This window comes from Streptomyces sp. NPDC059247 (genome assembly GCF_042754005.1).
In the GTDB taxonomy this organism is placed as follows: Bacteria; Actinomycetota; Actinomycetes; order Streptomycetales; family Streptomycetaceae; genus Streptomyces.
In genome coordinates, this window is record NZ_JBHYZW010000010.1 from 118,681 (window position 1) to 140,969 (window position 22,289).

Here is a 22,289-nt window from a genome sequence, read left to right on the forward strand (position 1 = left end):
GTCTGTCTGCCCCTCGGGCTGCTCACCCGAAGCCGAGGGCGGAACCGCGCCGGGCGGGGGAAGTCCCCTCGTTGCTCAGGGAGTCGCAGGCACCGCAGTACGGCTCCGGCACTTCCGTTGACGTCGGTCTCAGCGCCCGAGGAGGCAGAACGGGTGGCCCGCCGGGTCGGCGTAGACGCGCCAGCCCCGGTCGGCGGGGCCCTCGTCCAGGAGGGTCGCGCCGAGGGCGAGGACCTGTTCGTGGGCGGCTCCGGCGTCGGGGACGTCGAGGTCCAGATGGAACTGCTGGGGCCGCTCCGGGTCCGGCCACACGGGCGGGCGGTGGTCCGCGACGCCCTGGAAGCAGAGGACGAGCCCGCCGGGCGCGTGCAGGGTGGACCAGTCCGCGCCGACGCCCCAGCGCGGGTCGGGCCGGTCCACCTCGCCCCCGAGAACGGCCTGGTAGAACGCGGCCAGCCGGGCGGGCTCGGGACAGTCGACGACGAGGCACTGCAGGGTGGCGATCATGCGGGGATCGTAGGGCCGGGCGGAGCCGGGCGCCGGGGCGAGGACTCTCCCCACCGCCCCGGCCGCCCCCGGTCTCGACGGTCTCTCGGGGTTCAGGTGGGCAGGTGGAACATGACTCCGTAGGCCGCGCCGGACAGGACGAGGCCGCCCATCGACGCGAGGACCAGGGTCCGTACGGCGAATCCGAAGGTGAGGGGGCGGCTGGCGCGGGACGGGTGTTCGGGGTCGTAGACGAGATCGACCCCGCGACCGGGCAGCGAGGCGTCGCCGAGGCCCCAGACCGTCACCACCGAGGGCACCTCGGTCATCTCCTGCCCGCCGACGGTACGGAACGCCATCCGGGAGAACATCCACAGGTGCAGGCCCTTGGACCAGATCCGCACATGACCGGTCACCCTGCCCGTCACCCCGATGCCGCGCCCGCGCAGCAGCCACAGCGACCGGGCCCGGCGGCCCACCCGCCACAGGACGTTGCCGCCGACGAGCCCCGCGACGGCGCTGAACGACAGGGACACCCAGACCAGCGCGGTGTCCGTCTCCGGGCTCGCCATGCCCAGCAGCACGAAGGCCATCGCGTAAGGGACGAGCCCGGCCACGACGAGCGCCACGCGCTGGGACGCCCCGCCGTCCGGAAGGTCCTGGGGCACGCGGCGCTCCCTGCGGACCAGCGCGGCCCCGTCCGGCGCCCGCCGGGCCGTCGCGATCCCGGCGCGCAGCAGACCGTGGAAGGCGCCCGCCGCCGTGGCGTTGGGCGCCCGTAGCTCCACGGCCGGTCCCAGACCGTGTGCCGCGCCGGTGTCCTCCCGGGGCACCCCGCCGATCTCCACCCGCACGGCCGCCCCCGTGAGGGACGTCCCGGCCAGTGCCTCGACCGGAACGGTCCAGACGGTGTCCCCCCGCTCGATCGTCAGCGACACCCCGTCGAAGCGCGCCGTCGTGCCGCCCCCGGTGATGACGCCGTTCGGCGTCCCCTCTCCCACGAGTCCCCCCGTTCCGGCGCCCGTCGGGCGCCCTCGATCAAATGATCGATTGTCAGGGTCGGGGCGGGTCGGAAGCAATGATTCCCCCTTGTTCCGGTGTCCCGGCCTCTCGACTTCCCGTCCCGGCCCGCCCCCGGAGGGTGAGGCAGACCGCCCAGGCCGTTCCCGCCAGGGTGAGCAGCGGGAGCAGGACCCTGACGTCGGTCAGGGTGACGAGGGCCGCGCCGAGGCCCATCGACAGGGCGTTCGGGGCGAAGACCAGGGTGTTCGTGGTGGCCGCCGCCCGGCCGACCGCGTCCGGCGGGGCCTCCCGCTGCACCGCCGTGACCACCGCGACCAGCACCCACGGCAGGCCCACGCCGATCAGCCCGCTCGCCGCGAGGGCCGTCGCCTCGTACGGCAGCGCCCGTACCCCCGCCGCCACCGCGAACAGGAGCAGTCCGAGGGCCGCGAGCGACCGTTCCGGCAGGCGGCGCAGGAGCGGCCCGGTGAACAGCCCCGCGAGGACGGAGCCCGCGCCCTGGACGGCGTAGAGCACACCGGCGTACGCGGGCGGGCGCCCGAGCCCCTGGTCCACGACCGCGTACACCGAAGCCCCGTTCACCCCGGCGAGCAGCATCGTGAACGCGCCGGTCGCCACCAGGGGCCGCAGCACCGGTGAGGCGCGCAGGAGCCGGGTCCCCTCGACGGTCTCCCGCCACCAGTTCCGGGACCCGGGCCGGGCGGGGCGGGGCTCCCGTACCGGCATCAGCGCGAACACGGCCGCCGCGAGGACGAAGCTCGCCGCGTCGAGGAGGACGACGGGCCCGCCGCCGTACCGGGCGAAGAGTCCGGCGGCCACCAGCGGGGCGACCAGTTTCACCGACTCGTTCGCGGTCATCCGCAGCCCGTTGAAGGCCCCGCGCCGCTTCTCGTCCAGGGCGGTGGCGATGAGGGCCTGCTCCGCCGCGTCGTGGACGGCGCCCTGCGCCCCGTAGAGCACGAGCACCGCGAAGAGCAGCCACACCCGCCCGGCCGAGTCCACCCACAGGAGCAGCGGCAGTACGGCCGCCGCGCCGAGGTCGAGCGCGACCAGGAGCGGGCGCCGCCGCACCCGGTCGGCGAGCGTGCCGAGCAGCGGCCCGAGGAGGACGGGGGCCCAGAGGGCGACGGCGGCGAGGGCCGCGAGACCGTCGGACCCCGTCAGGGACTTCACCCAGATCCCGGAGACCAGCCACATCGCCGTCGTACCGAACCCGGACACGACGACGCCTGTCAGATACCAGCGCATGACCGCCAGGCTGACCCCTGAGGAGGCCCCGGCGGATCGGTCGTCCTCCCAGGGCCCGCCCGAGCGGGTGGTACCGGAATCGCCCTGGTCCTCGGCCTCGTCCCGTTCCCTGGGGCGTTCCCTAGGGGGCGCGTTCCCTAAGGGGTGTGTCCTCCAGGGGACGTGTTCCCTAAGGGGTGTGTTCCCCAGGGGGCATGTTCCCCAGGGGACGTGTCCCCCAGGGGACGTGTTCCCCGGGCCGCGCCTTCGTCCGGGCGGCCCGGCGGCGGTGGGGCGGCCCCGTGCCCGCCGGTCGGGCGCCGCCCGGCCGGGCCCCCGGTCCCGCCCCTCGTCGTGGCCGGGGGGCGGGGCCCCGTTCCCGTCCCCGTCGTGGTCGGCGCGCGGACCCTCAGGCCCGCCCCCCGTCATGGTCGGCGGGCTCGTCCCCGTAAGGGTCCTCGGGGCGGGAGAAGGGCGGCAGCACGAGGTCCGGCGGGAGCGGTTCCCCCTCCTGCTGGCGGCCGTAGCGGTGCATACGGACCCGCAGGTGCATCTTGCGCTCCTCCAGCTTCAGTCTGCGCCGTTCGCGGCGTCCCGCCTCGTCGTCCTCGAGGTCCTGGATGAGCCGCCGGTTGTCCCAGTAGGAACGCTCCTGGTCGGCCACCCCCTCCCCGGGGGAGGACACGTCCTCGCTGTCGCCGTACTCGTCCATGTCGCCTGTCATACCTCGCAGATTACGGGTCGGCCGGGTGCCGGTGGACCCGGTTCCGGCATCGGTTCCCTCTCCCCCGGCGCGCGCGGGCGCCACCTCAGACGGCGGTGCCGGGACCGCCCCGGCCCACCCGCTCCAGGCGCCCGAAGAGGTCCGCGAGGAGGGCGTCGCGGTGCTCCCGCAGATAGAAGTGGTCGCCGTCGAAGGCGCGCAGGGAGAAACCGCCGCTCGTCACGGACGACCAGTGCGCGACGACCTCCCGGCCCGCGTGCGGGTCCCCGGTCCCGAAGTACGCGACGACGGGCAGCCGCAGCGCCTCCTCGACCGCGCCCCGGTACCGGCCCACCAGGTGGTAGTCGCCGCGCAGGGAGGGGAGCACCAGGTCCAGCACGTCCGGGTCGCGCAGCGCGTCCCGGCCGGTCCCTCCCAACGACTCGACGTGTTCGAGGAGTTCGGAGACCTCGGTGTACGTGAAGGGGCGGGGGAACTCCTGTCCGGGCGCCGTACGGGCCGAGACGAACAGCGCGGTCGGCGCGGGGGCTCCGGACCGCCGCAGGCGCAACGCCGTCTCGTAGGCGACGGACGCCCCCATGCTGTGGCCGAACAGTGCCAGCGGGACGTCCAGGAACGGGCCGCACGCGTCCGCGACGAGTCCGCCCATCTCCTCCAGGGAGGCGGGCGGTTCGTCGAAGAGGCGGTCCTCCCGGCCGGGGTAGCGGACGGCCACGACCTCCACGTCGTCCGGGACGGCGCCCGCCCAGTCGCGGAAGAAGCTCGCCGCGCCGCCCGCGTGGGGGAAGCAGAGCAGTCTGACGCGCGGGGCGGCACACCGCTTGACGGTCCGGAACCACACCGTGCCGTCCGGGCGTTCCCCGGCGCCGTCGCCCCGGGTGCCGCCCCGGAGGGGGCCGTCCTTCAGGATGCTGTCTTCCAGAACGCTCATGGCTGTCCTTCGTGGTGTGCCCGGGTCGGGGCGGGAGTGGGGGTGGGCGCGGTACGGGCGGGGTGGGCGCGACGGCGGGCTCCGCGGTCGTCGCCGGGCACGGGGGCGCGGGCCCCTCCGGGGGCGCGGCACGGCCGTCGCCCGGCGGCGCGGTCAGACGACGAGGCGGCCCGCGGCGGAGTCCCGGGTGCCGCGCGACCTGCGGAGGTCCCGGGTGATGACCGCCTTCTGCAGCCAGCGGTCGGTTCCGTCGTAGCGGGCGGTGAAGGACCGGCGGCCGTGGACGGCGAGGTAGTTGTCGACGACCAGCAGGGTGCCCGCGTCGACGACCACGTCCTGCTGGGCCCGCTCCAGTTCCGCGACGAGTTCCTTGAGCGCCAGCTCCGCCCCGGCGTCGCCGTCGACGCAGCGCATGAAGTACGGGTCGATGCGGAGGTAGGGCGAGTCGGCGGCGCCGAACAGCACGGCGACCGGCTCGGGGTTGTCCCGCATGGCGCGCACCCGCAGCAGCCCGGGGTCGTCGGGGCGGTGCACCGCGAGCTGACGCAGGTGCTCGTCGTCGGGAAGGATGTAGAAGCGCCGCTCGGACAGCACCCGGCGGACCTCGGGCGACAGCTTCACCTCCCGGACGGAGGCCAGGGTGGTGGGGACCCGGTCGTGGTTGCGCACGCCGAAGAGGGAGAGGTAGTCGCAGCGGTAGGGGTGGAAGGCGTCCTCGGTGTGCCACTCCAGCAGGACGTCGCTGCCGTGGCCGCTCTGCTGGGCCTCCTCGCCCTCGATGGGCAGCACGTTCTGGATCATGCGGCCGTTCTGCAGGGTGGGCCAGCTGAACACCTCGCCCAGGCACTTGCCGATGACCGCGAGGAACAGCTCCTCCCGGCGGGTACGGCCGCCGGACGCGGCCTCGGACCAGTTGCGCGGGGTCGGGCCCACCGCCTCGTCGTCGACGCCGAAGCCGCGCAGCAGGAAGGCGGCGGCGGAGTCGTTGCGCCGGAAGTCCTCCAGGAACCGGCGCAGTCCGACCGGGACCCGCGCGGCCAGCTCCCAGGCGTCGTCGTGGAAGCCCTGCTCGCCGGGGTCGCGGCGGGCGACCTCCGGGTGGGCGAGCAGCTCCTCGATGGCGGCCTTCTCCTCGGCCGAGATGTCGTAGCTCAGGATTCCGCGGTACTCGTTCACCGGCGTCTCTTCTCTTCTGCGGGCTGCGATTTCTGTTGCGGGCTGCGTTCTCTGCTGGGGGCCGCGATTTCTGTTACGGCCGGGGCGTCCGCCGGAGCCGGGGCGTCCGCCGCGCGCGGGCCGGGGGGGGCGTCCGCCGGGGCTCCGTGGTGCGGGTGTTCACACGGAGTCGGCGGCTTCCCCGGTCCACCACGCGATGTGCTGGTCGATGGGGTCGATCGGCATCACGGCCTTGAACATGTCGTTCTCCACGTTCGCCAGGCGCGCCGAGTACGGCTTGCCGACCGCGGTGAAGGCGCGGTGGATCCCGGCGCGCCGACGGTCGATGGCCCGGGCGTTCCGCTCGAACGTGCTGGCCGGCTGGAGCAGGAAGTAGGTGCGCCGGTCGCCGTACGTGTGTCTCGGCGAGGTGTCCGGATAGCAGGGCGCGAACGAGACGACGAAGAAGAGTTCCCTCTCGATCATCGCGTACCACCGCTGGTCCGGCCGGGGTTCGTCGGGGAGGTAGACGCTCGGGAAGAGGTCGGCGAGCGTCCGGTAGAAGCGCCGGGTGAGGTCCACCAGCGCGTCCAGGGTGGCGCCGAGGGAAGGGTCCTCGAAGGTGATGACCATTCCGTCGCGGGTGCGTTCGTCCGCCGTGCGGAAGAACTCCGCGACGGCGTCGCGGTGTTCCGCCAGTTCCTTCTCGATCCCGGTCGTGGCGACGGTGATCCCGGGGCCCATCAGCGAGGGTCTGGCGAAGGGGCAGTACGTCTTCCGGGTGATCTCGTCGAAGCTCATGCCGGGCTCCCCGTCCTCTCGGCCGCGCGGGCGGCTGCCGTGGCCCGGCAGCCGATGACGTAGAACCACCAGCTGGCGACCACGACGGCGATCAGGACGTAGAACATGACGGCGGGCGGGAAGTGCTGGAGGAGGAATCCGCAGAGGATCGGGCCCAGCGCGATGCCGACGTGGATCAGGTTCTGCGCGCCGAAGTAGCTGCCGCGCAGGTGGTCGGGGGCGATGGCGTCGATGAACGTGAACTCGGCGGGCACCACGATGACTTCGCCGATGCTGAAGATCACCACGGCGATGACGATGACGGCCACGTGGGTGGAGAACGACATCACGGCGAGTCCCGCGACGAACGCGCCGATCCCGGCGGTCAGCCAGCGGAGCAGGGTGTCCTGTCGCAGCCTGCTGCCGAGGAGGTACTGGAAGGTGATGACCACGGCGGCGTTGGCGGCCGAGATGTAGGCGACCAGCCGGTAGGCGGTGTCGCGGTCCTCGACCAGGACCAGGTACTGGGACATGAAGGTCAGCAGCGGCCCGTACACCACGATGCTGAGGATGCCGCCGACGGTGAAGTAGGCCAGCCGCCGGTCCCCCCGCATGGTCCTCAGGACCTCGCGGAAGCTGGGCGCCCGCTCCTCGGCCTCCTCGGTCTCCCCCGCCGTCTCCGGGGTGCCGTGCGCGGGGCTCGCGGTCGGTACGAAGCGGCTGCGGAAGACCACCAGGGGCAGCAGGGACGCGCCGATGACGGCGGCGCTGAGGACGATCGGCCCGTTCGCTCCGGCCGTGACGGCGGCGACGCCGAGGAAGGGGCCCACCGCCGCCCCGATGTTCTGCAGCGAATAGCGCAGGGAGAACACCTTGGTGCGGTTCTCGGGCGGCACCAGTTCGGAGAGCAGGGCGCTGCCCGCGACGCCCATGGTCGAGGAGGCGACGTTGGTGAGCAGCAGGATGGCCGTGACCGTGAACGGGTCGTGCAGGACGGTGAGGCCGAGGTAGAGCAGGATGATCACGGCGTCCAGGGCGATGATCAGGTTGATCTTCGTGACGCGGTCGGCGACGTAGCCGCCGTAGACGCTGGCCACCGTGCCGACCAGGACGCTGCCGCCGATCACGTAGCCGATGCCCGCGCCGCCCATGCCCACCGTGTCGTACAGGTAGATGGGCATGTACGCGAGGATGGCGAAGAAGCTCAGGCCGCGCGCCGCCGTGGAGACCAGCAGGACCTTCATCGCGAACGGCAGTTCGCGGACCATCGTCAGGAAGTTCTTCATCGGTCCTCCTCCGCCGCGATGGTTTCGAGCGTGCTGATGATGGATGCCTCGATCTCGTCGATCCGGGTCGTGTCGAACACCTCGGGGTGGTGTCCGACGATGATGTCGAGCCGCGTGCCGGGGATCACGGTGATGCCGAGGGGGTAGTGGGACACGCCCTTCGCCCCGTGCGTCCGTTCCCGCGCCCGCAGTCCGTCCCCGCCGCCGCACTCCAGGGCGTCGGCGGGATAGTTCTGGAAGACGTAGCAGGTGTCGAAGAGTTCGTCGGCGCCGAACATCCGCTGGATGTCGGTGAGTTCGACGGAGCGGTGCGGCAGCGTCTCCAGCTGCGACTCCTGCACCCGGGCCATGGTCGTGCCGACCGGTTCGCCCGGGACGGCGCGGACCCGCAGCGGCACGGTGTTGATCAGCAGTCCGATCATCGACTCGACGCCGTCGAGCTCGGCGGGGCGCTCCGAGACGGTGTTGCCGAACACCACGTCGTCGCGGCCGGTGAGCCGGGCGAGCACCAGGCCCCACGCCGTCTGCACGGCCGTGTTGAGGGTCACCCCGGACCGGGCCGCCCGGCGGCGCAGGGCCCCGGTCAGTTCCGGTGACAGCGTGACGGTGCGGGTGTGCGGGGGGACGTCCCGGGCCGGTTTCACGGGATGGACCCGGGTCGGTCCTCCGGCGTCCGCCAGGCAGTCGCGCCACGCCGACAGCGCGGCGGTCTCGTCCGATCCGGCGAGCCAGGCCAGGTAGTCGCGGAAGGGCGTCGTCTCCGGCAGCGGTTCGCCCCGGTACAGGGCGAACAGTTCCCGCCACAGCAGCGAGGCCGACCAGCCGTCGAGCAGGATGTGGTGGTCGCTGACGACCAGCCGGTACCGCTCGGCGCCCAGCTTCAGCAGGGTGAGGCGCACCAGGGGCGGCGCGGCCAGGTCGAAGCGGCGTCCCAGGTCGGCGGCGAGGATCTCCTCCTCCGCGCGCTCCCGCTCCCGCTCCGGCAGCAGGGACAGGTCGTGCGCGGTCCACGGCAGGTCCACGCGGTCCCGCACCACCTGCACCGGCCGGGGCAGTCCGTGGTGCGTGAACCCGGCGCGCAGGTTGTCGTGGCGCATCAGGAGCGCGTGCGCCGCCTGCCGCAGCCGGTCGGCGTCCCAGGGCCCGTCCAGGTCGAACAGGGTCTGGCTCTGGTAGGGGTCGGGGCCGTCGTCGGCACCGGCCGCGTGCATCAGGAAGCCGCGCTGGAGCGGGGCGAGGGGCAGGATGTCGCGGAGGCCGGGGTAGGTGGTCTCCAGCTGGTTGACGGCCGACTGGCTGATCTCGACCAGGGGTACGTCGGACGGGGTGAGGCCGCCGAGCTCCGGGTGGTCCACCAGCTCGGCCAGGGCCTCCAGGAGGGTCCCCCACCGGTCGGCGAGCGCGCCCACGGCGGCTTCCGTGAGGCGGGCGGTGTCCCAGCGCCAGGCGCTCTCCAGGGCGGTGCCGTCCCCGGACGGCCGGACCTCGATCCACAGGGCGCGGCCCGTACCGTCCGTGGCGTCCGGGGGTCCGTCCGTGGCGTCCGGTCCGTCCATCGGGGCACCGGCGGGCAGCAGCCGGAACGACACCTGGGAGGCGTCGTGCCCGGGGCCGCCGCGACCGGTGTCCGGCACCGCGCGCACCTGCTCCTTGACCCGCTTCAGTACGCGCGCCAGCTCCCGGGGCCCGGCCAGTGCCCTGTCCGTGTCGGGGACGCCCGCGTGGAGGCGCACCGGGTACGGGGTCCCGGACTCCGCCGTGGCCAGGTCCAGCCGGAGCCAGGCCCCGGCCTCCGGCAGCAGGGTGCGGCGCCATTCGACGAGCACCGGGGTCAGGGCGGCCAGCGCGATGTGCCCGGTGTCGCAGTGGTACAGCTCCGGCAGGGCGGTCAGCAGCCTCTCGGCGCTCGCCCCGGTGAGGCGCCGGACGATCAGGCCGCCGGAGGGGTCACCGGCGGGCGGCGCCGTCACCGGGTAGACCGGGTCGGGGGTCCGCAGGATCTTCCGCCAGGCATCGGCGGTGTCGGCCGTGTCGGCCGTGCGCTCCGGCTCCGTTCCGGTCCCGGCGGTCCGGGCGGCCCGGGCCACCAGGGCCTCGACCGTCTGGTCCTGGAAGACGTCGCGCGGGGTGATCCGGAAGCCCTCGGCGCGGGCCCGGCCGACCAGCTGGATGGACCGGATGCTGTCGCCGCCGAGGTCGAAGAAGCGGTCGTCGGTGCCGACCGTCGCCAGACCGAGCACCTCGGCGAACAGCGCGGCCATCGCCGCCTCGCGCGGGGTGGCCGGGAGCCTGCCCGTCCGGCTGACGAACTCCGGGGCGGGCAGCATCCGCACGTCCAGCTTGCCGTTCGGGGTCAGCGGCAGCGCGTCCAGGACGACGACGGCCACGGGCACCATGTGGTCCGGCAGCCGCCGGGCCGCGTGGCGGCGCAGTTCGGCGGCGAGCCGGGGGCCGCGCTCGGCGGCCTGCGGGTCGTTGGCGAGGTCGCCCGGGGTGCGGGAGTCGTCCCGCGCCGTCAGGAACACCCCGCCCAGCCCCGTGCCCGGGTCGGTGTCCCCGGCGAGGAACACCACGTCGAACAGATCGCCCGGGGCGGTGTCGGCGCAGGTCGGGTGGGCGGTGTAGCCGAGGTCCGCGCCGAGTGCGCACAGGTCCTCCGGGTCGACGGCGGACGGTGCGAGGACCGCCGCCCCCGGCAGCTCCCGTACGAGGGTGGCGGCACCGGCCGCGACGCGTTCCGCGACGGCCACCTGGGCGGCCACCCGGCCGTTGGGGACTCCGGTGACCCGCAGGGCGGGCGGCCGGTGCCCGGCGAGGTGGGCGGCGAGGTCCTCCGTACCGTTCCATGCGTACGCGGGCACGTCGGCGAGGGAGCGGAGGTCCGCGCCCGACTTGTGCACGACCACGTCGTAGCGGAAGTCGGTGAGTTCGTTGCGGTACGGGCTGCGCTTGAGCCGTACGTCCACTCCGGCGACGTCCGGCACCCAGTCGCCGATCCGCGCGAAGAACGCCGGGTCGAGCAGCAGTTCGGGTTCCAGTTCCCGCTGGTGGGCGACGAGCCGCTGGACGGCGGAGAGCGGTTCGTCGGCGTGCGCCCCGTCGTGCAGGACGACGGCGGTGACGAAGGCGCGCAGCAGCCGCAGGTCGCGGATGTCCCCGAGCAGGACGCGCCCGCCGGGGGCGAGCAGTCCCATCGCCTGCCGGATCACGTCGACGAGGTAGTCGACGCTGGGGAAGTACTGCGCCACCGAGTTGATCACCACGGTGTCGTAGCGGGCGGGGGCCAGCGTGCCGATCTCGTGGGCGGCCAGGGTGTGCAGCTCGACCCGCTCGTCCAGCCCGGTCCCGGCGACGGCCTCGCCGAGGGCCCGGATCAGCGCGTGCGAGAAGTCGACGCCCGTGTACGAGGTGCAGTGCGGGGCGACCGGGCGGAGGATGAGCCCCGAGCCGACGCCGACTTCGAGGACCCGGTCCGGGCGCAGTTCCAGGATGCGGTCGACCGTGGCCCGCTGCCAGCGGGTCATGTGCTCCAGCGGCAGCGGCTGGTTGTCGTAGCTGGAGTTCCAGCCGGTGAAGTCCTGTGCGGCGCCGAGGTCCCGCTGCTCGCTGTAGCCCTGCTCGTGGATCTCGTGCCAGGTGCCGACGTGCCCGATGTCGTGGGCCGTGCCGGACGCCCGGGAGTCCTCGGGGACGACGTATCCGACGAGCTGCTGGTGGCCCGGGGTGTCCTCGCGGACGACGACGGCCGACCGCGCCACGTCGGCGTGGTCCTTGAGGACGGCGTCGATCTCGCCGAGTTCGATGCGCATCCCCCGGACCTTGACCTGGTCGTCGGCGCGGCCCACGAAGTCCACCACGCCGTCGGCGCGCCACCGGGCGAGGTCGCCAGTGCGGTACATCCGCGCGCCCTCGGGGCCGAACGGGCAGGCCACGAACCGTTCGGCGGTCAGACCCGGCCTGCCGAAGTAGCCCCGGGCCAGGCCGTCGCCGCTGATGTACAGCTCGCCCGTGACGCCGGGCGGCACCGGGTTCAGCCGGGCGTCGAGGACGTAGATCCGGGTGTTGGTCAGCGGGCGGCCGACCGGGACCGAGGAGTCCTCGTAGCCGTCCGGGCCGCTGCCGCACTCCCAGTACAGGGTGTCGACGGTGGCCTCGGTCGGCCCGTACGCGTTGATCATCCGGCGGCCGGGCGCCCAGGCGGCGGCGAGCGCGGGCGGGCAGGCCTCACCGGCGACCATCAGGTTGCCGCAGTCCGCGAGGGCCTCCGGGTCCATGCCGCCGAGGATGGTGGGCGAGAAGGTGATGTGCGTCGGCCGGTGGCGGGCGGTCAGCTCCCGCTGGCGGTCGGCGGACAGCAGTTCGTCCGGGGAGGTGAGGATCACGGTCGCCCCGGCGAGCAGGGTGCAGCACAGTTCGCAGAAGGTGGGGTCGAAGTTGATCGAGGAGAACTGGAGGAACCGCGAGCCCTCCTCCAGCCGGAACCGCTCCAGGTAGTTGTGCGCCAGGTTGGGGATGCCCCGGTGGGTGACGGCCACGCCCTTGGGGCGGCCGGTGGAGCCCGAGGTGTAGATGACGTACGCCAGGTCGTCGGGGCGCAGGGGGGCGCGGCGGTCCGCGTCGGTCGGGGTGGTGTCCGGGTGGCGGTCCAGCTCGCGCGGCGCGTCCGGGGCGTCGAGTTCCAGGCGCGGCACCCGCCGTGCGTCCTCGGGGAGGTGCGCCACGACGTCGGACGTGGTCAGGAGCATCGCCGGGGCACTGTCGGCGATCATGAAGTCCAGCCGGTCCGGCGGGTAGCCGGGGTCCAGCGGCAGATACACGGCACCGGCCTTCAGGATGCCCAGCAGGGCGCTCAGCAGCTCGGGGCGGCGGCGCATGGCGAGTCCGACGACGTCGTCGCGGCCGATGCCCCGGGAGATCAGCCAGTGGGCGATCCGGTTGGAGCGGCGGTCGAGTTCGGCGTAGGTCAGCTCGGTGTCCTCGTGGACGAGCGCGACGGCGTCGGGGGTGCGGGCCATCTGTTCGGCGAGGAGCTGCGGGTAGGTCGCTCCGGAGAGCGCGAGCCCGGTGTCGTTCCACCCGGTCAGGACCCGGTGGCGGTCGTCCGCGCCGAGGACGTCGAGGGAGCCCAGCGGGCGGGACGGGTCCTCGGACACCGCACGCAGCACCCGCAGGAGCCGGTCGGCCAGGGTCCGTGCCGTGGCGCGGTCGAACAGGTCGGTGGCGAACTCGATCTCGCCGCTCAGCCCGTCCGGGCGGCCGTCCGGGGCGAACCGTTCGGTCAGCTCGAAGGTCAGGTCGAACTTCGAGGTGCGGGTCGGCACCACCTCGTGGGCGGCGGTCAGGCCGTCCAGCCGCCACCGGGGCGCCACGTTGTTCTGGAGCACCAGCAGGACCTGGAAGAGCGGGTGGTGGCCGGTGCCCCGGGCCGGGTTCAGGACGTCCACGAGGTGTTCGAACGGCAGGTCCTGGTGTTCGTACGCGGCCAGGTTCGCGGTCCTGACCCGGGCGAGCAGTTCGGTGAACGCCGGGTCGCCCGAGGTGTCGGTGCGCAGGACCAGGGTGTTGACGAAGAAGCCGACGTTCTCGTCGAGGGCGCGGTCGGCGCGTCCGGCGAGCACGCCGCCCAGCGGGATGTCCGTACCGGCTCCGAGCTTCGTGAGGAGGGCCGCCGTGGCCGCCTGGAGGACCATGAAGAGGCTGACGCCCTCCCGTCCGGCCAGTGCGGCGAGCCGGTCGGCGAGGGCGGCGGGCACCTCGAAGGGCACGACGTCGCCCGCGTGGGTGGCGTGCGCGGGGCGGGGCCGGTCGGTGGGCAGTTCAAGCAGTTCGGGGGCGCCCCTGAGCTGCTCGCGCCAGTAGGCGAGCTGCCGGGCCATGAGGCTGTCCGGCTCGTCGGCGGAGCCCAGCAGTTCGCGCTGCCACAGCGTGTAGTCGGTGTACTGGACCTCCAGCGGCGGCGTCGTCGGGGCGGTGCCCGCGCGGTGGGCGCCGTACGCGTCGCAGAGGTCGCGCACCAGCGGGGCCAGGGACCAGCCGTCGCTGGCGATGTGGTGGATGCAGAGCAGCAGGACGTGGCTGCGGGCTCCGGTGCGGAACAGGTCGACCCGTACCGGGATGTCGGTGGTGAGGTCGAAGAGGTGCCGGGCCGCGGTGTCGACGGCCGCCGGCAGTTCCTCGTCGGTGACCTCGTGCACCGTGATCCGCGCGGCGGCGGCCACGGCGTCGTCCGCCGCGTCGACCACGATCTGTTCGGCGCCGTGCGGGCCGTCCGAGAAACGGGTCCGCAGGCTCTCGTGGCGCCGCAGCAGCCCGGTGACCGCCGCCCGCAGCGCGGCCGGGTCGAGGTCGCCGTCCAGTCGTACGGCGATCGGCAGGTTGTAGGTGGAGGACGGGCCTTCGAGGCGGTGCAGGAAGTACAGCCGCTGCTGGGCGTACGACAGGGGCAGCGCTGGGCCCCGTTCCATGGGGCGCACGGCGGGCCTGGCCCGGTCGGCGTCCGCGAGGCAGCGGGCGAGGGCGGCGGGGGTGCGTTCGTCGAAGACGGACCGGATCGGCAGCTCCACGCCGAGTCCGGCCCGGACGCGGGCGACGAGCCGGGTGGCCAGGAGCGAGTTGCCGCCCCGGTCGAAGAAGCTGTCGTCGGCGCCGATGTCGGCGGTCCCCAGGACCTCGCGGAACAGCTCGGTCAGGGCGTGTTCCGCCGGGGTGGCCGGGGCGCGGCCCGTGCCGGAGCCGGTGAAGTCCAGCGGCGGCAGCGCCTTGCGGTCCACCTTGCCCGCCGGGGTCAGCGGGAACCGGTCGAGCACGGCGACGCCGTCGGGCACCATGTACGGCGGCAGCCAGGCCCCCAGGGCGTGGCGCAGCGCGTCCGGCGCGGGCGAGGCACCGGCGGCCGGTACGACGTACCCGGTCAGCCGGGGCGCGCCGGGGACGTCCTCGCGCAGCACGACACGTGCCTGGGCGACGTCCGGGAGGCGGCGCAGGGCCGCCTCGATCTCGCCGAGTTCGACGCGGTGGCCGCGGATCTTCACCTGCTCGTCGACGCGGCCGACGAAGGCGAGGGCGTCGTCGGGGCGCCGCCGCACCAGGTCTCCGGTGCGGTACATCCGGCTGCCGGGGGCGCCGAAGGGGCAGGCCACGAAGCGTTCGGCGGTCAGCGCGCCCCGCCCGTGGTAGCCGCGGGCCAGGCCGTCCCCGGAGAGGTACAGCTCGCCGGTCTCCCCGGGGGCCACCGGTGCGAGCCGGTCGTCGAGGACGTGGACGCCGGTGTTCCGCAGCGGGCGGCCGATGGTGACGGGCTCCCCCTCGGTCACCGGGGCCAGCAGCGACCAGATGGTGGTCTCGGTCGGGCCGTACAGGTTCCACACCTCGGCCGCGCCGGAGGCGAGGAAGTCGCCGAGGTCCTGGGGCAGCGCCTCGCCGCCGCACAGCAGACGGGTTCCCGGCGCCAGTCCTGCGGGGCTCCAGCCGGACTCCCGGAGCAGTTGCCACAGGGCCGGGGTGCCCTGCACCAGGGTGGGCCGGGCCGAGGCCAGGAGGCGGCGCAGCGCCACCCCGTCCACGGCGGTGTCCCGGGGGACCAGGTGCACCGAGGCGCCGTTGACCAGCGGCAGGTACAGCTCGAGTCCGGCGATGTCGAAGGAGATCGAGGTGGTGGAGAGGACCACGTCACCGGGGTGGACCCGGAACCGGTCCGTCAGGCAGTCCAGGAAGTTCGTCAGCGACCGGTGGGTGACGACCACGCCCTTGGGGCGGCCCGTCGAGCCGGAGGTGTAGATGGTGTACGCGCCCCGGTCCGGGTCGTGCCGGGGGTACGGGCCGTGCCCGGGGGCGGGTACGGGTACGGGTACGGCGGACGGGGCCGCCGTGTCGTCCCGCTCGTCCAGGTGGAGGTGCGGGGCCCCGTCGAACGCGGTGGTTCCGGCGAGGGCCGCCGCCGTGCCCCGGGTGGTGAGCAGCGCCCGGGGTCCCGCGTCCGCCCACATGTGGGCGAGCCGGTCCGGCGGGTACTCGGGGTCCAGGGGCAGGTACATCGCCCCGGTCTTGAGGGTGCCGAGGAGCGCGGCGACCAGGTCGGGCGAGGAGGGCAGCAGGACCGCCACGACGTCCTCGGGGCCGACGCCCCGGTCGGTGAGCCGCCGCGCCACGCGGTCGGCCCGGTCCTTCAGCTCGCCGTAGGTGACGACGGTGTCCCCGGCGACCAGCGCGGGCGCCAGCGGGGAACGGGCCGCCCGCTCCTCGAAACGGTCGACCAGACCGGTCGTCGCGGGGCCGGTCGTCGCCGGGCCGGTCGTCGCGGTGCCGTCGCCGGAGCCGGAGCCGGAGCCATCTCCGGAGCCGTAGCCATCTCCGTACCCGTCGCCGTCGAGGAGGCCGACGGCTTCGTGTCGTGTGCTCGTCATGCCGTCCGGCCTTCCGTCGCGGCGGGCCGCCGGGCGGGGGTCAGGTCCGTCCAGTTCTCCTCGACGTGCTCCACGCACGCCGTCCGCGGCGCGGGCCCGAAGACGGTGCGCCATCCGCCGGGGACGTCCGCGAAGTCCGGCCACAGGGAGTACTGACCCGTGGTGTTGCGCAGGACGAGGTACGTGCCGGTGGCGTCCTCGAACGGGTTGGTGGCCTGGTTCTCCATGGCGTTCACTCCTCGCCCAGGTAGTCGACGGTGCGGGCCGCGACGTACGCGGCCTCTTCGATGCAGAGCCGCTGGCCGTAGAAGTCCGACCGCAGCACCTCGGCGGTCAGCTCGCCGGTGATCACCGAACGCCACTGTCCGAGGGTGTCGTTGTCCTTCGCGAACAGCATGAGCAGATCGACGTCGGCGGGCTCGGGCCGGTACGAGGACAGGGCGTGCGCGGTGGCGAGGAACGAGGCGTACAGACGGCGGCAGAAGGCCTCGGCCCGCTCGTCGTACCCCAGGTCCGTGCCGAACATCGCCGCCGCCGAGTACCGCAGCACCCGCTCCAGGTCGACGTCCTCGGAGGTCATCGCCGGGTACTGGTCCGTCGTCCCCGACATGCGCAGCAGTCCGTCGTAGAAGTCGACGAGCAGTTCGGCCTCCGACATCGGCGCGGTGGAGTCCGGTTCGAGGTAGCCGTCGACCACGACGGTCCTGCCGACGCCGAGCCCCCGGTCGGCGGCGATGCGGCCCAGCTCCACGCAGATGGCGCCGCCCGCGCAGGACCCGAGGAGGTGGAACTCGTCGTCGCCGAACTCGTCCTGGAGCAGATCGGCGTAGTGCTCGGCCAGCCCCTGGATGCTGTCCGGCACGTTCTCGGCGCCCTCGGTCAGCAGCGGGGACTGGAGTCCGTAGCAGGGCCGGCCGGTGCCGAGCTCCCGGACGAGCCGGCCGTAGCCGTCGACCATGCCGTGCCCGGCGTGGACGAACACGAGGGGCGTCCCGTCGCCGCCGTCGCTCATCCGGATCAGCGCCCGCTCGGAGTTGGCGGCCTGCGGCTGCGCCTTCTCCGCGGCGAGCCCGGCGATGGTCTGGAAGCGCAGCAGGTCGCCCATGTTGATCCGCCAGCCCAGCCGCTGGTTGATCTGCTCGACGACGACCAGCGCCGACAGGGAGTCGCCACCGGCCTCGAAGAAGTTGTCGTCCGCGCCCACTTCGCGCTTGAGGGTGGTGCTCCAGATGTCCTGGAGCATGTGGTGCACCAGGCTCGGCCGCGAGGGGCCGGCCGACACGGTGACGGCCGTCTCCGCTGCGTTCATGGCTGTGTCCTTTTCGGAAGTCTCGGTGGGCGGGCGGATCAGGCCAGTACGGGTCCCGGCCCGACCCGGTGGGACAGGCCGCGCCGCCCGTCCAGATGGACGTAGACCCGGTGCAGCCAGCGGTCGCGGCCGTCGTAGCGGGGGGTGAACTCGGTACGGCCGTGGACCACGACCCGGTTGTCCAGGAAGGCCATGTCGCCCGGCCGCAGGACCAGCTCGGACGCGACCTCGGCCAGGGCGCCGCCGAGGCGGCGCAGTGCCGCCGCCGCCTCGGCGTCGAGGGCCCCGGTCGCGTGGAAGTCGACCCGGATGTCCGGGTCGTCCGGGCTGCCGCCCAGGACGGCGTGGGTGACGGCCGCGTCGCCCGTGCGGAACGACGGGGGCGCCTCGGTGACGAACCGGGGCTCGCGCAGGACCGCGATGTCGGCGTCGTCGAGCAGCACCCGCGCCTTCCTGACGGAGGAGAACAGGGTTCCCGCCCGGCCCTCGTGGTCGCTGCGCAGGCAGAGGAGCCCGATGACGTCCGGCCGGTGCGGGTGGAAGGCGTTCTCGTTGTGCAGTTCGAGATCGACGGAGCCGCCGTTGCTCTGGGACCGGGCGAGGGACCGCACCGGCACCACGTTGTGCACCAGCGCGCCGTGCTTCTCGTCGCGGAACGCGAACACGTCGCCGAGCTGCTGGCCGAGCAGCATCGCCGTCGCCGCGGGCCCGGTCGCGGCGCGCTCCACCGAGTCCGGCACCGTGGGGGTGTCGGGCAGCGCCCCGGGGTCGACGGGCAGGCCCCCGATCAGCAGGGTCCCGTCCGGGCCGGGCTCGCTGCGGAAGTTCCGCAGCGATTCCAGCAGTCTGACCGGCAGACGGCAGCTCTGCAGCCGGGCCAGGGCCAGCCACCTCGGATCGTCGACCCGTCCGTCGGGCGAGGACCGTCCCAGCTCCTCGGTCAGCGCGCGCACCCGGCCGCGTTCCCGGTCGGTCAGCGTCATGCTCGACTGGTCGATGTGCTGGGGGGTCCGTTGGTCTGACAGGAGAGAGCGCATGTCCGGTCCTTTGGTGGTTTCCACAGCCGTGCGGCTGAACGTCGCGCGGTGCCGGTGCCGCCGCGGCCGGACGGCCACGGAGCACACCGGCCGCCGCCTACACGCCGACGACGGCGGACATCTCCCGCTCCACGAGGTCGCGCAGCGCCTCCGGGCAGCGCAGGAACTCCCAGTGGTCGCCGTCCAGCACGTGGAAGGTGGCGGCGAACCGCTCCTCCCAGCCGGGCCACACGGTGTCCCCGGGGACGACCGCGTCCTCGGTCCAGCCGATCACCGACACGGGCACGTCCCGGCCGGGCAGCGCCTCGGCCCGGTAGCCGCGCTGCACCCGCAGGTCGGCGAGCATCGTCTCCGCCGCGATCTCGACGAACTCGGCGTGCAGCCGGTAGCCCAGGGCCGCGCAGCGCTCCTCGATCTCCGCGACCAGGTCGACCTCGGCCAGGTCGGTGAAGTTGAGCCTGCCGTACAGCCCCCGGTGCGGGGCGCCCCAGCCGGAGGCGAACAGCCGCCGGGGCAGCGGCAGTCCCCGCCGCTCCAGGTGCGCCGCGGTCTGGAGCAGGAACGGCACCGCGCCGCAGTGCCCGATCAGCGCGTACGGCCGGTCGAGCCGGTCCGCGATCCCCTCGGCGAGGCCCTCGGCGAACTCCTGGTGGCTGGTGACGCCGTCCTCGCCGAACCGGTTCTCCCGGCCGGGCGGCTGCACCGCGCAGAACCGGCCCGTGCCGAACCGGCGCGGCCACTGCCCGAAGGAGGACGCCCCGGTGCCCGCGTAGGGCAGGCCGAAGAGGAGGTAGTCGCCGTCGGACGGGACCGGCTGCAGGGTCCAGCGGCTCATGACCGCTCCCCGAGGTGGAGGACCACGTTCATCCGGGCCATCCCGTTGATCCAGTTGGAGGTGAGGTGGACGGGCTCCTCGGGGATCTCGAAGCGTTCCACCCGGTCGGCCAGGATCTCGAACAGCACCGTCAGCGCGGCCCGGGAGATCATCGCGCCGATGCAGTAGTGCGGTCCGACGCCGAAGCCCAGGTGGGGGTTGTTGCCCCGGTCGATGCGGAACTCGTACGGGTCGTCCCACACGGTGTGGTCGCGGTTGGCCGAACCGACCCAGCCGCACAGCCAGTCGCCCTTCCTGATCGGCGTACCGCCCAGCTCGGTGTCCACGCTGGCCCGCCGCACCAGGTGGTGGGTCGGGGACGTCCAGCGGGTGCCCTCGTCGATCAGCGCGGGGATCAGGGTGGGGTCGGCGCGGACCGCCTCCCACAGGTGGGGGCGGTCCACGAGGGCGGTCACGATGTGCCCGGCCACGTGCGGGGTGGTGGCGTGCGCGCCCATCATCAGGCTGTAGCAGTTGAGCGCCACGTGCCAGTCGGTCAGCGGCTCGCCGTCGAGCAGCAGCCCGGTCAGCGCGGTCATCACGTCGTCGCCCGGATCACCGGCCCGCGCGGTGATCGCGGCACCGAACAGGTCGAGCAGGTGCACATGTGCCTCGCGGGCCGCCGTGTGCGCGTCGAGGCCGCCGGTCAGACCGGGCTCGTCGGGGGCGATGCTCACGGCCGACCAGTGCGCGATCTCGTCGCGCAGTTCCTCGGGGATGCCCATCATCGGGGCCAGCATCGCCATCGGCAGGCGGTGCATCATCCCGACGAAGTCGCCCTTGCGGTCCGCCAGGAGGGGGGCCACGACCCGGGCGACCTCGTCGTGCAGCTGCTCGGTGGAGCGGCGGATCATCGAGCGGCCCAGCTTGCGCATCACCGGATTGCGCAACTGCGCGTGCCGGGGCGGATCGGTGACGGTCATCGTCTTCCCGGTCGCGGCGTCGCCGACGCCCACCGAGCTGAGGATGGTGCCCTCCTCGGAGCTGAACCTGCGGTGGTCCTTGAGGAGTTGCTCGACGTCGGCGTGGCGGGTGAAGTTCCAGAAGCCGGTGCCGTTGGGGGCCTTCTGCCACCAGACGGGGGCGTCCGCGCGCAGGGTCTGCCACAGCGTGTGCTGGCAGGCGTCGCGGTAGGGCGCCGGGTCGTAGAGGTCGACCCCGGCCAGCGGGACCCGGGCGTCGCGGGCGGGGGAGGTGATCCTCATCGGGCGCCTCCGACCAGTTGCCGCTGCTCCGCGACGAGTCCGGTGAGGCCGTGGGCGGTGGGCCTGCGCATGAACTCCCGGGAGCTGATGGTGATGCCGAGGGAACGCAGCTGCTCCAGCATCCGGACGCTGCGCAGGGAGTCGCCGCCGAGGGCGTAGAAGTCGTCCTCGACACCCACCTCGTCCAGTCCGAGGACGTCGGCCATCACCTGGGTGACCAGCCGTTCGGTGTCGGTGCCGGGGGTGACCGGCGACGGCAGGTCCAGCTCCGCGCGGGTGGCCCACGGGCGGGGCAGGGCCTTGCGGTCCACCTTGCCGTTGGGGTCGAGCGGCAGGGTGTCCATCCGTACGTACCGCGAGGGGGCGAGGTAGGCGGGGAGGGTCTCGTCGACCCAGCGCCGCAGCTTGGCGGTGCTCAGCTCGGCGCGCCCCGCCGGGGCGACGTAGGCCACGAGCCGCTTGCTGTTCTCGTCGTCGCCGAGGGCGAGGACGGCCACCGCGCCGATCTCCTCGTGCGCGGAGAGCGCGGCCTCGATCTCGCCCAGCTCGACGCGGAAGCCGCGCACCTTCACCTGGCGGTCGGTGCGGCCGATGAACTCGACCTCGCCGTCCGGGAGGACCCGGCCGAGGTCGCCGGTCCGGTAGAGACGGCCGCCCGCCTCCGGGGAGTACGGGTCGGGCAGGAACCGCTCCGCCGTCAGGGCGGCCCGGTCGTGGTAGCAGCGGGCCAGACCGTTGCCGCCGAGGAAGATCTCGCCGACCTCGCCGGGCGGCACCTCGCGGAGGTCGCCGTCGAGGACGTACAGCTTCTTGCCGTCCAGGACCCGGCCGATCGGCACCCGCTCGTAGGAGCGTGCGGGGTCCACCTTGTGCAGGGTCGCGAAGACGGTCGTCTCGGTCGGGCCGTACGCGGCGTAGAGGTCCCGCGACACCTGCGCCGCGGCGGCCCGCACGTGCTGCGGGGAGAGGACGTCGCCGCCGGTGAGGACCGTTCCGACGGCGCTGAACATCTCCACGTCGTGGTCGACGAGCAGATGGAACAGACCGGTGGTGAGGAACATCCAGTCGGGGCGGACCGCGCGCAGGGTCCGGCCGAGTTCCGCGACGGAGATCTCGTCCTTGCCGAGCGCGGCGACGGTGGCGCCCCGGGCGAGGGCGGACCAGATCTCGAAGGTGGCGGCGTCGAAGGCGGTCGGCGCCAGGTGGGCGACGACCTCGCCGCGCCCGACGGCCAGCCGGGGGTCGGATCCGATGAGGTCGGTCACCGCGGCGTGGGTGATGCACACGCCCTTGGGGGTGCCGGTCGATCCGGAGGTGTAGACGATGTAGGCGAGGTCCTCGGGCCGGACGTCGGGGGCCGGGTCTCCACCGTCCCGACCGGAGCCGGTCGCGGTCTCCGGGGCGGTCGCGGTCTCAGTGACGGTCGCGGTCTCCGGGGCGGTCGCGGTCAGCGCGGCGCGCATGTCGACCGTCGGGAATCCGTCGGGGCCCTCGGTGCCCCCGGTGCCCGCGGTGACGATGAGGGCGGCGCCGGAGTCGCTCAGGATGAGCTGCCGTCGCCGTTCCGGGTACTCCGGGTCGATCGGCACGTAGGCGCCGCCCGCCTTGAGCACCGCGAGGGCGGCGATCACGAAGTCGGTGGACCGGGGCACGGCGACGACCACCCGCGAACCGGCGGTGACGCCGTGCTCCCGGAGCACCCGGGCCAGCGCCGTGGCGTCGGCTTCGAGCGAGCGGTACGTGAGGACGGCGTCCCCGGCGGTGACGGCGACCGCGTCCGGGTCCTCGGCGGCGGCCTCCGCCACCCACTGGTGGATGAGCTGGTGTTGAGCCACTGCTATCTCCCTTTC

At 73.7% G+C, this 22,289-nt stretch carries 15 protein-coding genes; all 15 read right to left on the bottom strand.

Translation table 11 applies throughout. The annotated features are described in order from the left end of the window. Window positions 1–129 precede the first annotated feature (129 nt). On the bottom strand, window positions 130–507 hold the full coding sequence (locus ACFXGN_RS19740; RefSeq protein ID WP_384860644.1) for a VOC family protein: 378 nt from the start codon (window positions 505–507) through the stop codon (window positions 130–132). A gap of 92 nt (window positions 508–599) precedes the next feature. Beyond that, the gene (locus ACFXGN_RS19745; protein ID WP_384860647.1) at window positions 600–1,487 is read right to left on the bottom strand and encodes a hypothetical protein; all 888 of its coding nucleotides are present in this window, start codon (window positions 1,485–1,487) and stop codon (window positions 600–602) included. 52 nt (window positions 1,488–1,539) lie between these two features. Beyond that, window positions 1,540–2,757, bottom strand: a complete 1,218-nt coding sequence (locus ACFXGN_RS19750) for an MFS transporter (protein WP_384860650.1) — start codon at window positions 2,755–2,757, stop codon at window positions 1,540–1,542. Between the two features lie 388 nt (window positions 2,758–3,145). Then, a complete protein-coding gene (locus tag ACFXGN_RS19755; protein ID WP_384860653.1) occupies window positions 3,146–3,460 on the bottom strand; it encodes a hypothetical protein in 315 nt (104 codons plus the stop codon). 85 nt (window positions 3,461–3,545) lie between these two features. Then, complete coding sequence (locus ACFXGN_RS19760; RefSeq protein WP_384860656.1) at window positions 3,546–4,391, bottom strand: thioesterase II family protein; 846 nt, start codon at window positions 4,389–4,391, stop codon at window positions 3,546–3,548. A 153-nt stretch (window positions 4,392–4,544) separates the two neighbouring features. After that, window positions 4,545–5,567, bottom strand: a complete 1,023-nt coding sequence (gene gntD, locus ACFXGN_RS19765) for a guanitoxin biosynthesis L-enduracididine beta-hydroxylase GntD (protein WP_384860659.1) — start codon at window positions 5,565–5,567, stop codon at window positions 4,545–4,547. 159 nt (window positions 5,568–5,726) lie between these two features. Beyond that, entirely contained in the window at window positions 5,727–6,347 is a 621-nt protein-coding gene (locus tag ACFXGN_RS19770; RefSeq protein WP_384860662.1) for a hypothetical protein, read from the bottom strand. After that, window positions 6,344–7,612, bottom strand: coding sequence for an MFS transporter (locus tag ACFXGN_RS19775; protein ID WP_384860664.1), 1,269 nt, complete (start codon window positions 7,610–7,612; stop codon window positions 6,344–6,346). The genes ACFXGN_RS19770 and ACFXGN_RS19775 overlap by 4 nt, the downstream gene beginning before the upstream one ends. Next, a complete protein-coding gene (locus tag ACFXGN_RS19780; protein ID WP_384860667.1) occupies window positions 7,609–16,014 on the bottom strand; it encodes an amino acid adenylation domain-containing protein in 8,406 nt (2,801 codons plus the stop codon). The genes ACFXGN_RS19775 and ACFXGN_RS19780 overlap by 4 nt, the downstream gene beginning before the upstream one ends. Next, window positions 16,011–16,241 carry an MbtH family protein gene (locus ACFXGN_RS19785; RefSeq protein ID WP_384860669.1) on the bottom strand — a complete coding sequence of 77 codons (231 nt, stop codon included), beginning with the start codon at window positions 16,239–16,241 and terminating at the stop codon, window positions 16,011–16,013. The genes ACFXGN_RS19780 and ACFXGN_RS19785 overlap by 4 nt, the downstream gene beginning before the upstream one ends. Window positions 16,242–16,246: 5 nt before the next feature. Beyond that, the gene (locus ACFXGN_RS19790; protein ID WP_384860672.1) at window positions 16,247–17,323 is read right to left on the bottom strand and encodes an alpha/beta fold hydrolase; all 1,077 of its coding nucleotides are present in this window, start codon (window positions 17,321–17,323) and stop codon (window positions 16,247–16,249) included. Window positions 17,324–17,361: 38 nt separating this feature from the next. Continuing rightward, on the bottom strand, window positions 17,362–18,360 hold the full coding sequence (locus ACFXGN_RS19795; protein ID WP_384860674.1) for a TauD/TfdA family dioxygenase: 999 nt from the start codon (window positions 18,358–18,360) through the stop codon (window positions 17,362–17,364). A 97-nt stretch (window positions 18,361–18,457) separates the two neighbouring features. Then, complete coding sequence (locus ACFXGN_RS19800; RefSeq protein ID WP_384860677.1) at window positions 18,458–19,195, bottom strand: thioesterase II family protein; 738 nt, start codon at window positions 19,193–19,195, stop codon at window positions 18,458–18,460. Next, the gene (locus ACFXGN_RS19805; RefSeq protein WP_384860679.1) at window positions 19,192–20,439 is read right to left on the bottom strand and encodes a cytochrome P450; all 1,248 of its coding nucleotides are present in this window, start codon (window positions 20,437–20,439) and stop codon (window positions 19,192–19,194) included. The genes ACFXGN_RS19800 and ACFXGN_RS19805 overlap by 4 nt, the downstream gene beginning before the upstream one ends. Beyond that, window positions 20,436–22,274: a non-ribosomal peptide synthetase gene (locus tag ACFXGN_RS19810; RefSeq protein WP_384860682.1), complete on the bottom strand. Its 1,839-nt coding sequence runs from the start codon at window positions 22,272–22,274 to the stop codon at window positions 20,436–20,438. The genes ACFXGN_RS19805 and ACFXGN_RS19810 overlap by 4 nt, the downstream gene beginning before the upstream one ends. Window positions 22,275–22,289 lie beyond the last annotated feature (15 nt).

Bases quoted from the DNA above. Each gene is read 5' to 3' on its own strand.
- ACFXGN_RS19740 (WP_384860644.1), bottom strand. From the start codon at position 507: ATGATCGCCACCCTGCAGTGCCTCGTCGTCGACTGTCCCGAGCCCGCC.
- ACFXGN_RS19750 (WP_384860650.1), bottom strand. From the start codon at position 2,757: ATGCGCTGGTATCTGACAGGCGTCGTCGTGTCCGGGTTCGGTACGACG.
- ACFXGN_RS19760 (WP_384860656.1), bottom strand. From the start codon at position 4,391: ATGAGCGTTCTGGAAGACAGCATCCTGAAGGACGGCCCCCTCCGGGGC.
- ACFXGN_RS19785 (WP_384860669.1), bottom strand. From the start codon at position 16,241: ATGGAGAACCAGGCCACCAACCCGTTCGAGGACGCCACCGGCACGTAC.
- ACFXGN_RS19775 (WP_384860664.1), bottom strand. From the start codon at position 7,612: ATGAAGAACTTCCTGACGATGGTCCGCGAACTGCCGTTCGCGATGAAG.
- ACFXGN_RS19770 (WP_384860662.1), bottom strand. From the start codon at position 6,347: ATGAGCTTCGACGAGATCACCCGGAAGACGTACTGCCCCTTCGCCAGA.
- ACFXGN_RS19755 (WP_384860653.1), bottom strand. From the start codon at position 3,460: ATGACAGGCGACATGGACGAGTACGGCGACAGCGAGGACGTGTCCTCC.
- ACFXGN_RS19795 (WP_384860674.1), bottom strand. From the start codon at position 18,360: ATGCGCTCTCTCCTGTCAGACCAACGGACCCCCCAGCACATCGACCAG.
- ACFXGN_RS19780 (WP_384860667.1), bottom strand. From the start codon at position 16,014: ATGACGAGCACACGACACGAAGCCGTCGGCCTCCTCGACGGCGACGGG.
- ACFXGN_RS19805 (WP_384860679.1), bottom strand. From the start codon at position 20,439: ATGAGGATCACCTCCCCCGCCCGCGACGCCCGGGTCCCGCTGGCCGGG.
- ACFXGN_RS19800 (WP_384860677.1), bottom strand. From the start codon at position 19,195: ATGAGCCGCTGGACCCTGCAGCCGGTCCCGTCCGACGGCGACTACCTC.
- ACFXGN_RS19790 (WP_384860672.1), bottom strand. From the start codon at position 17,323: ATGAACGCAGCGGAGACGGCCGTCACCGTGTCGGCCGGCCCCTCGCGG.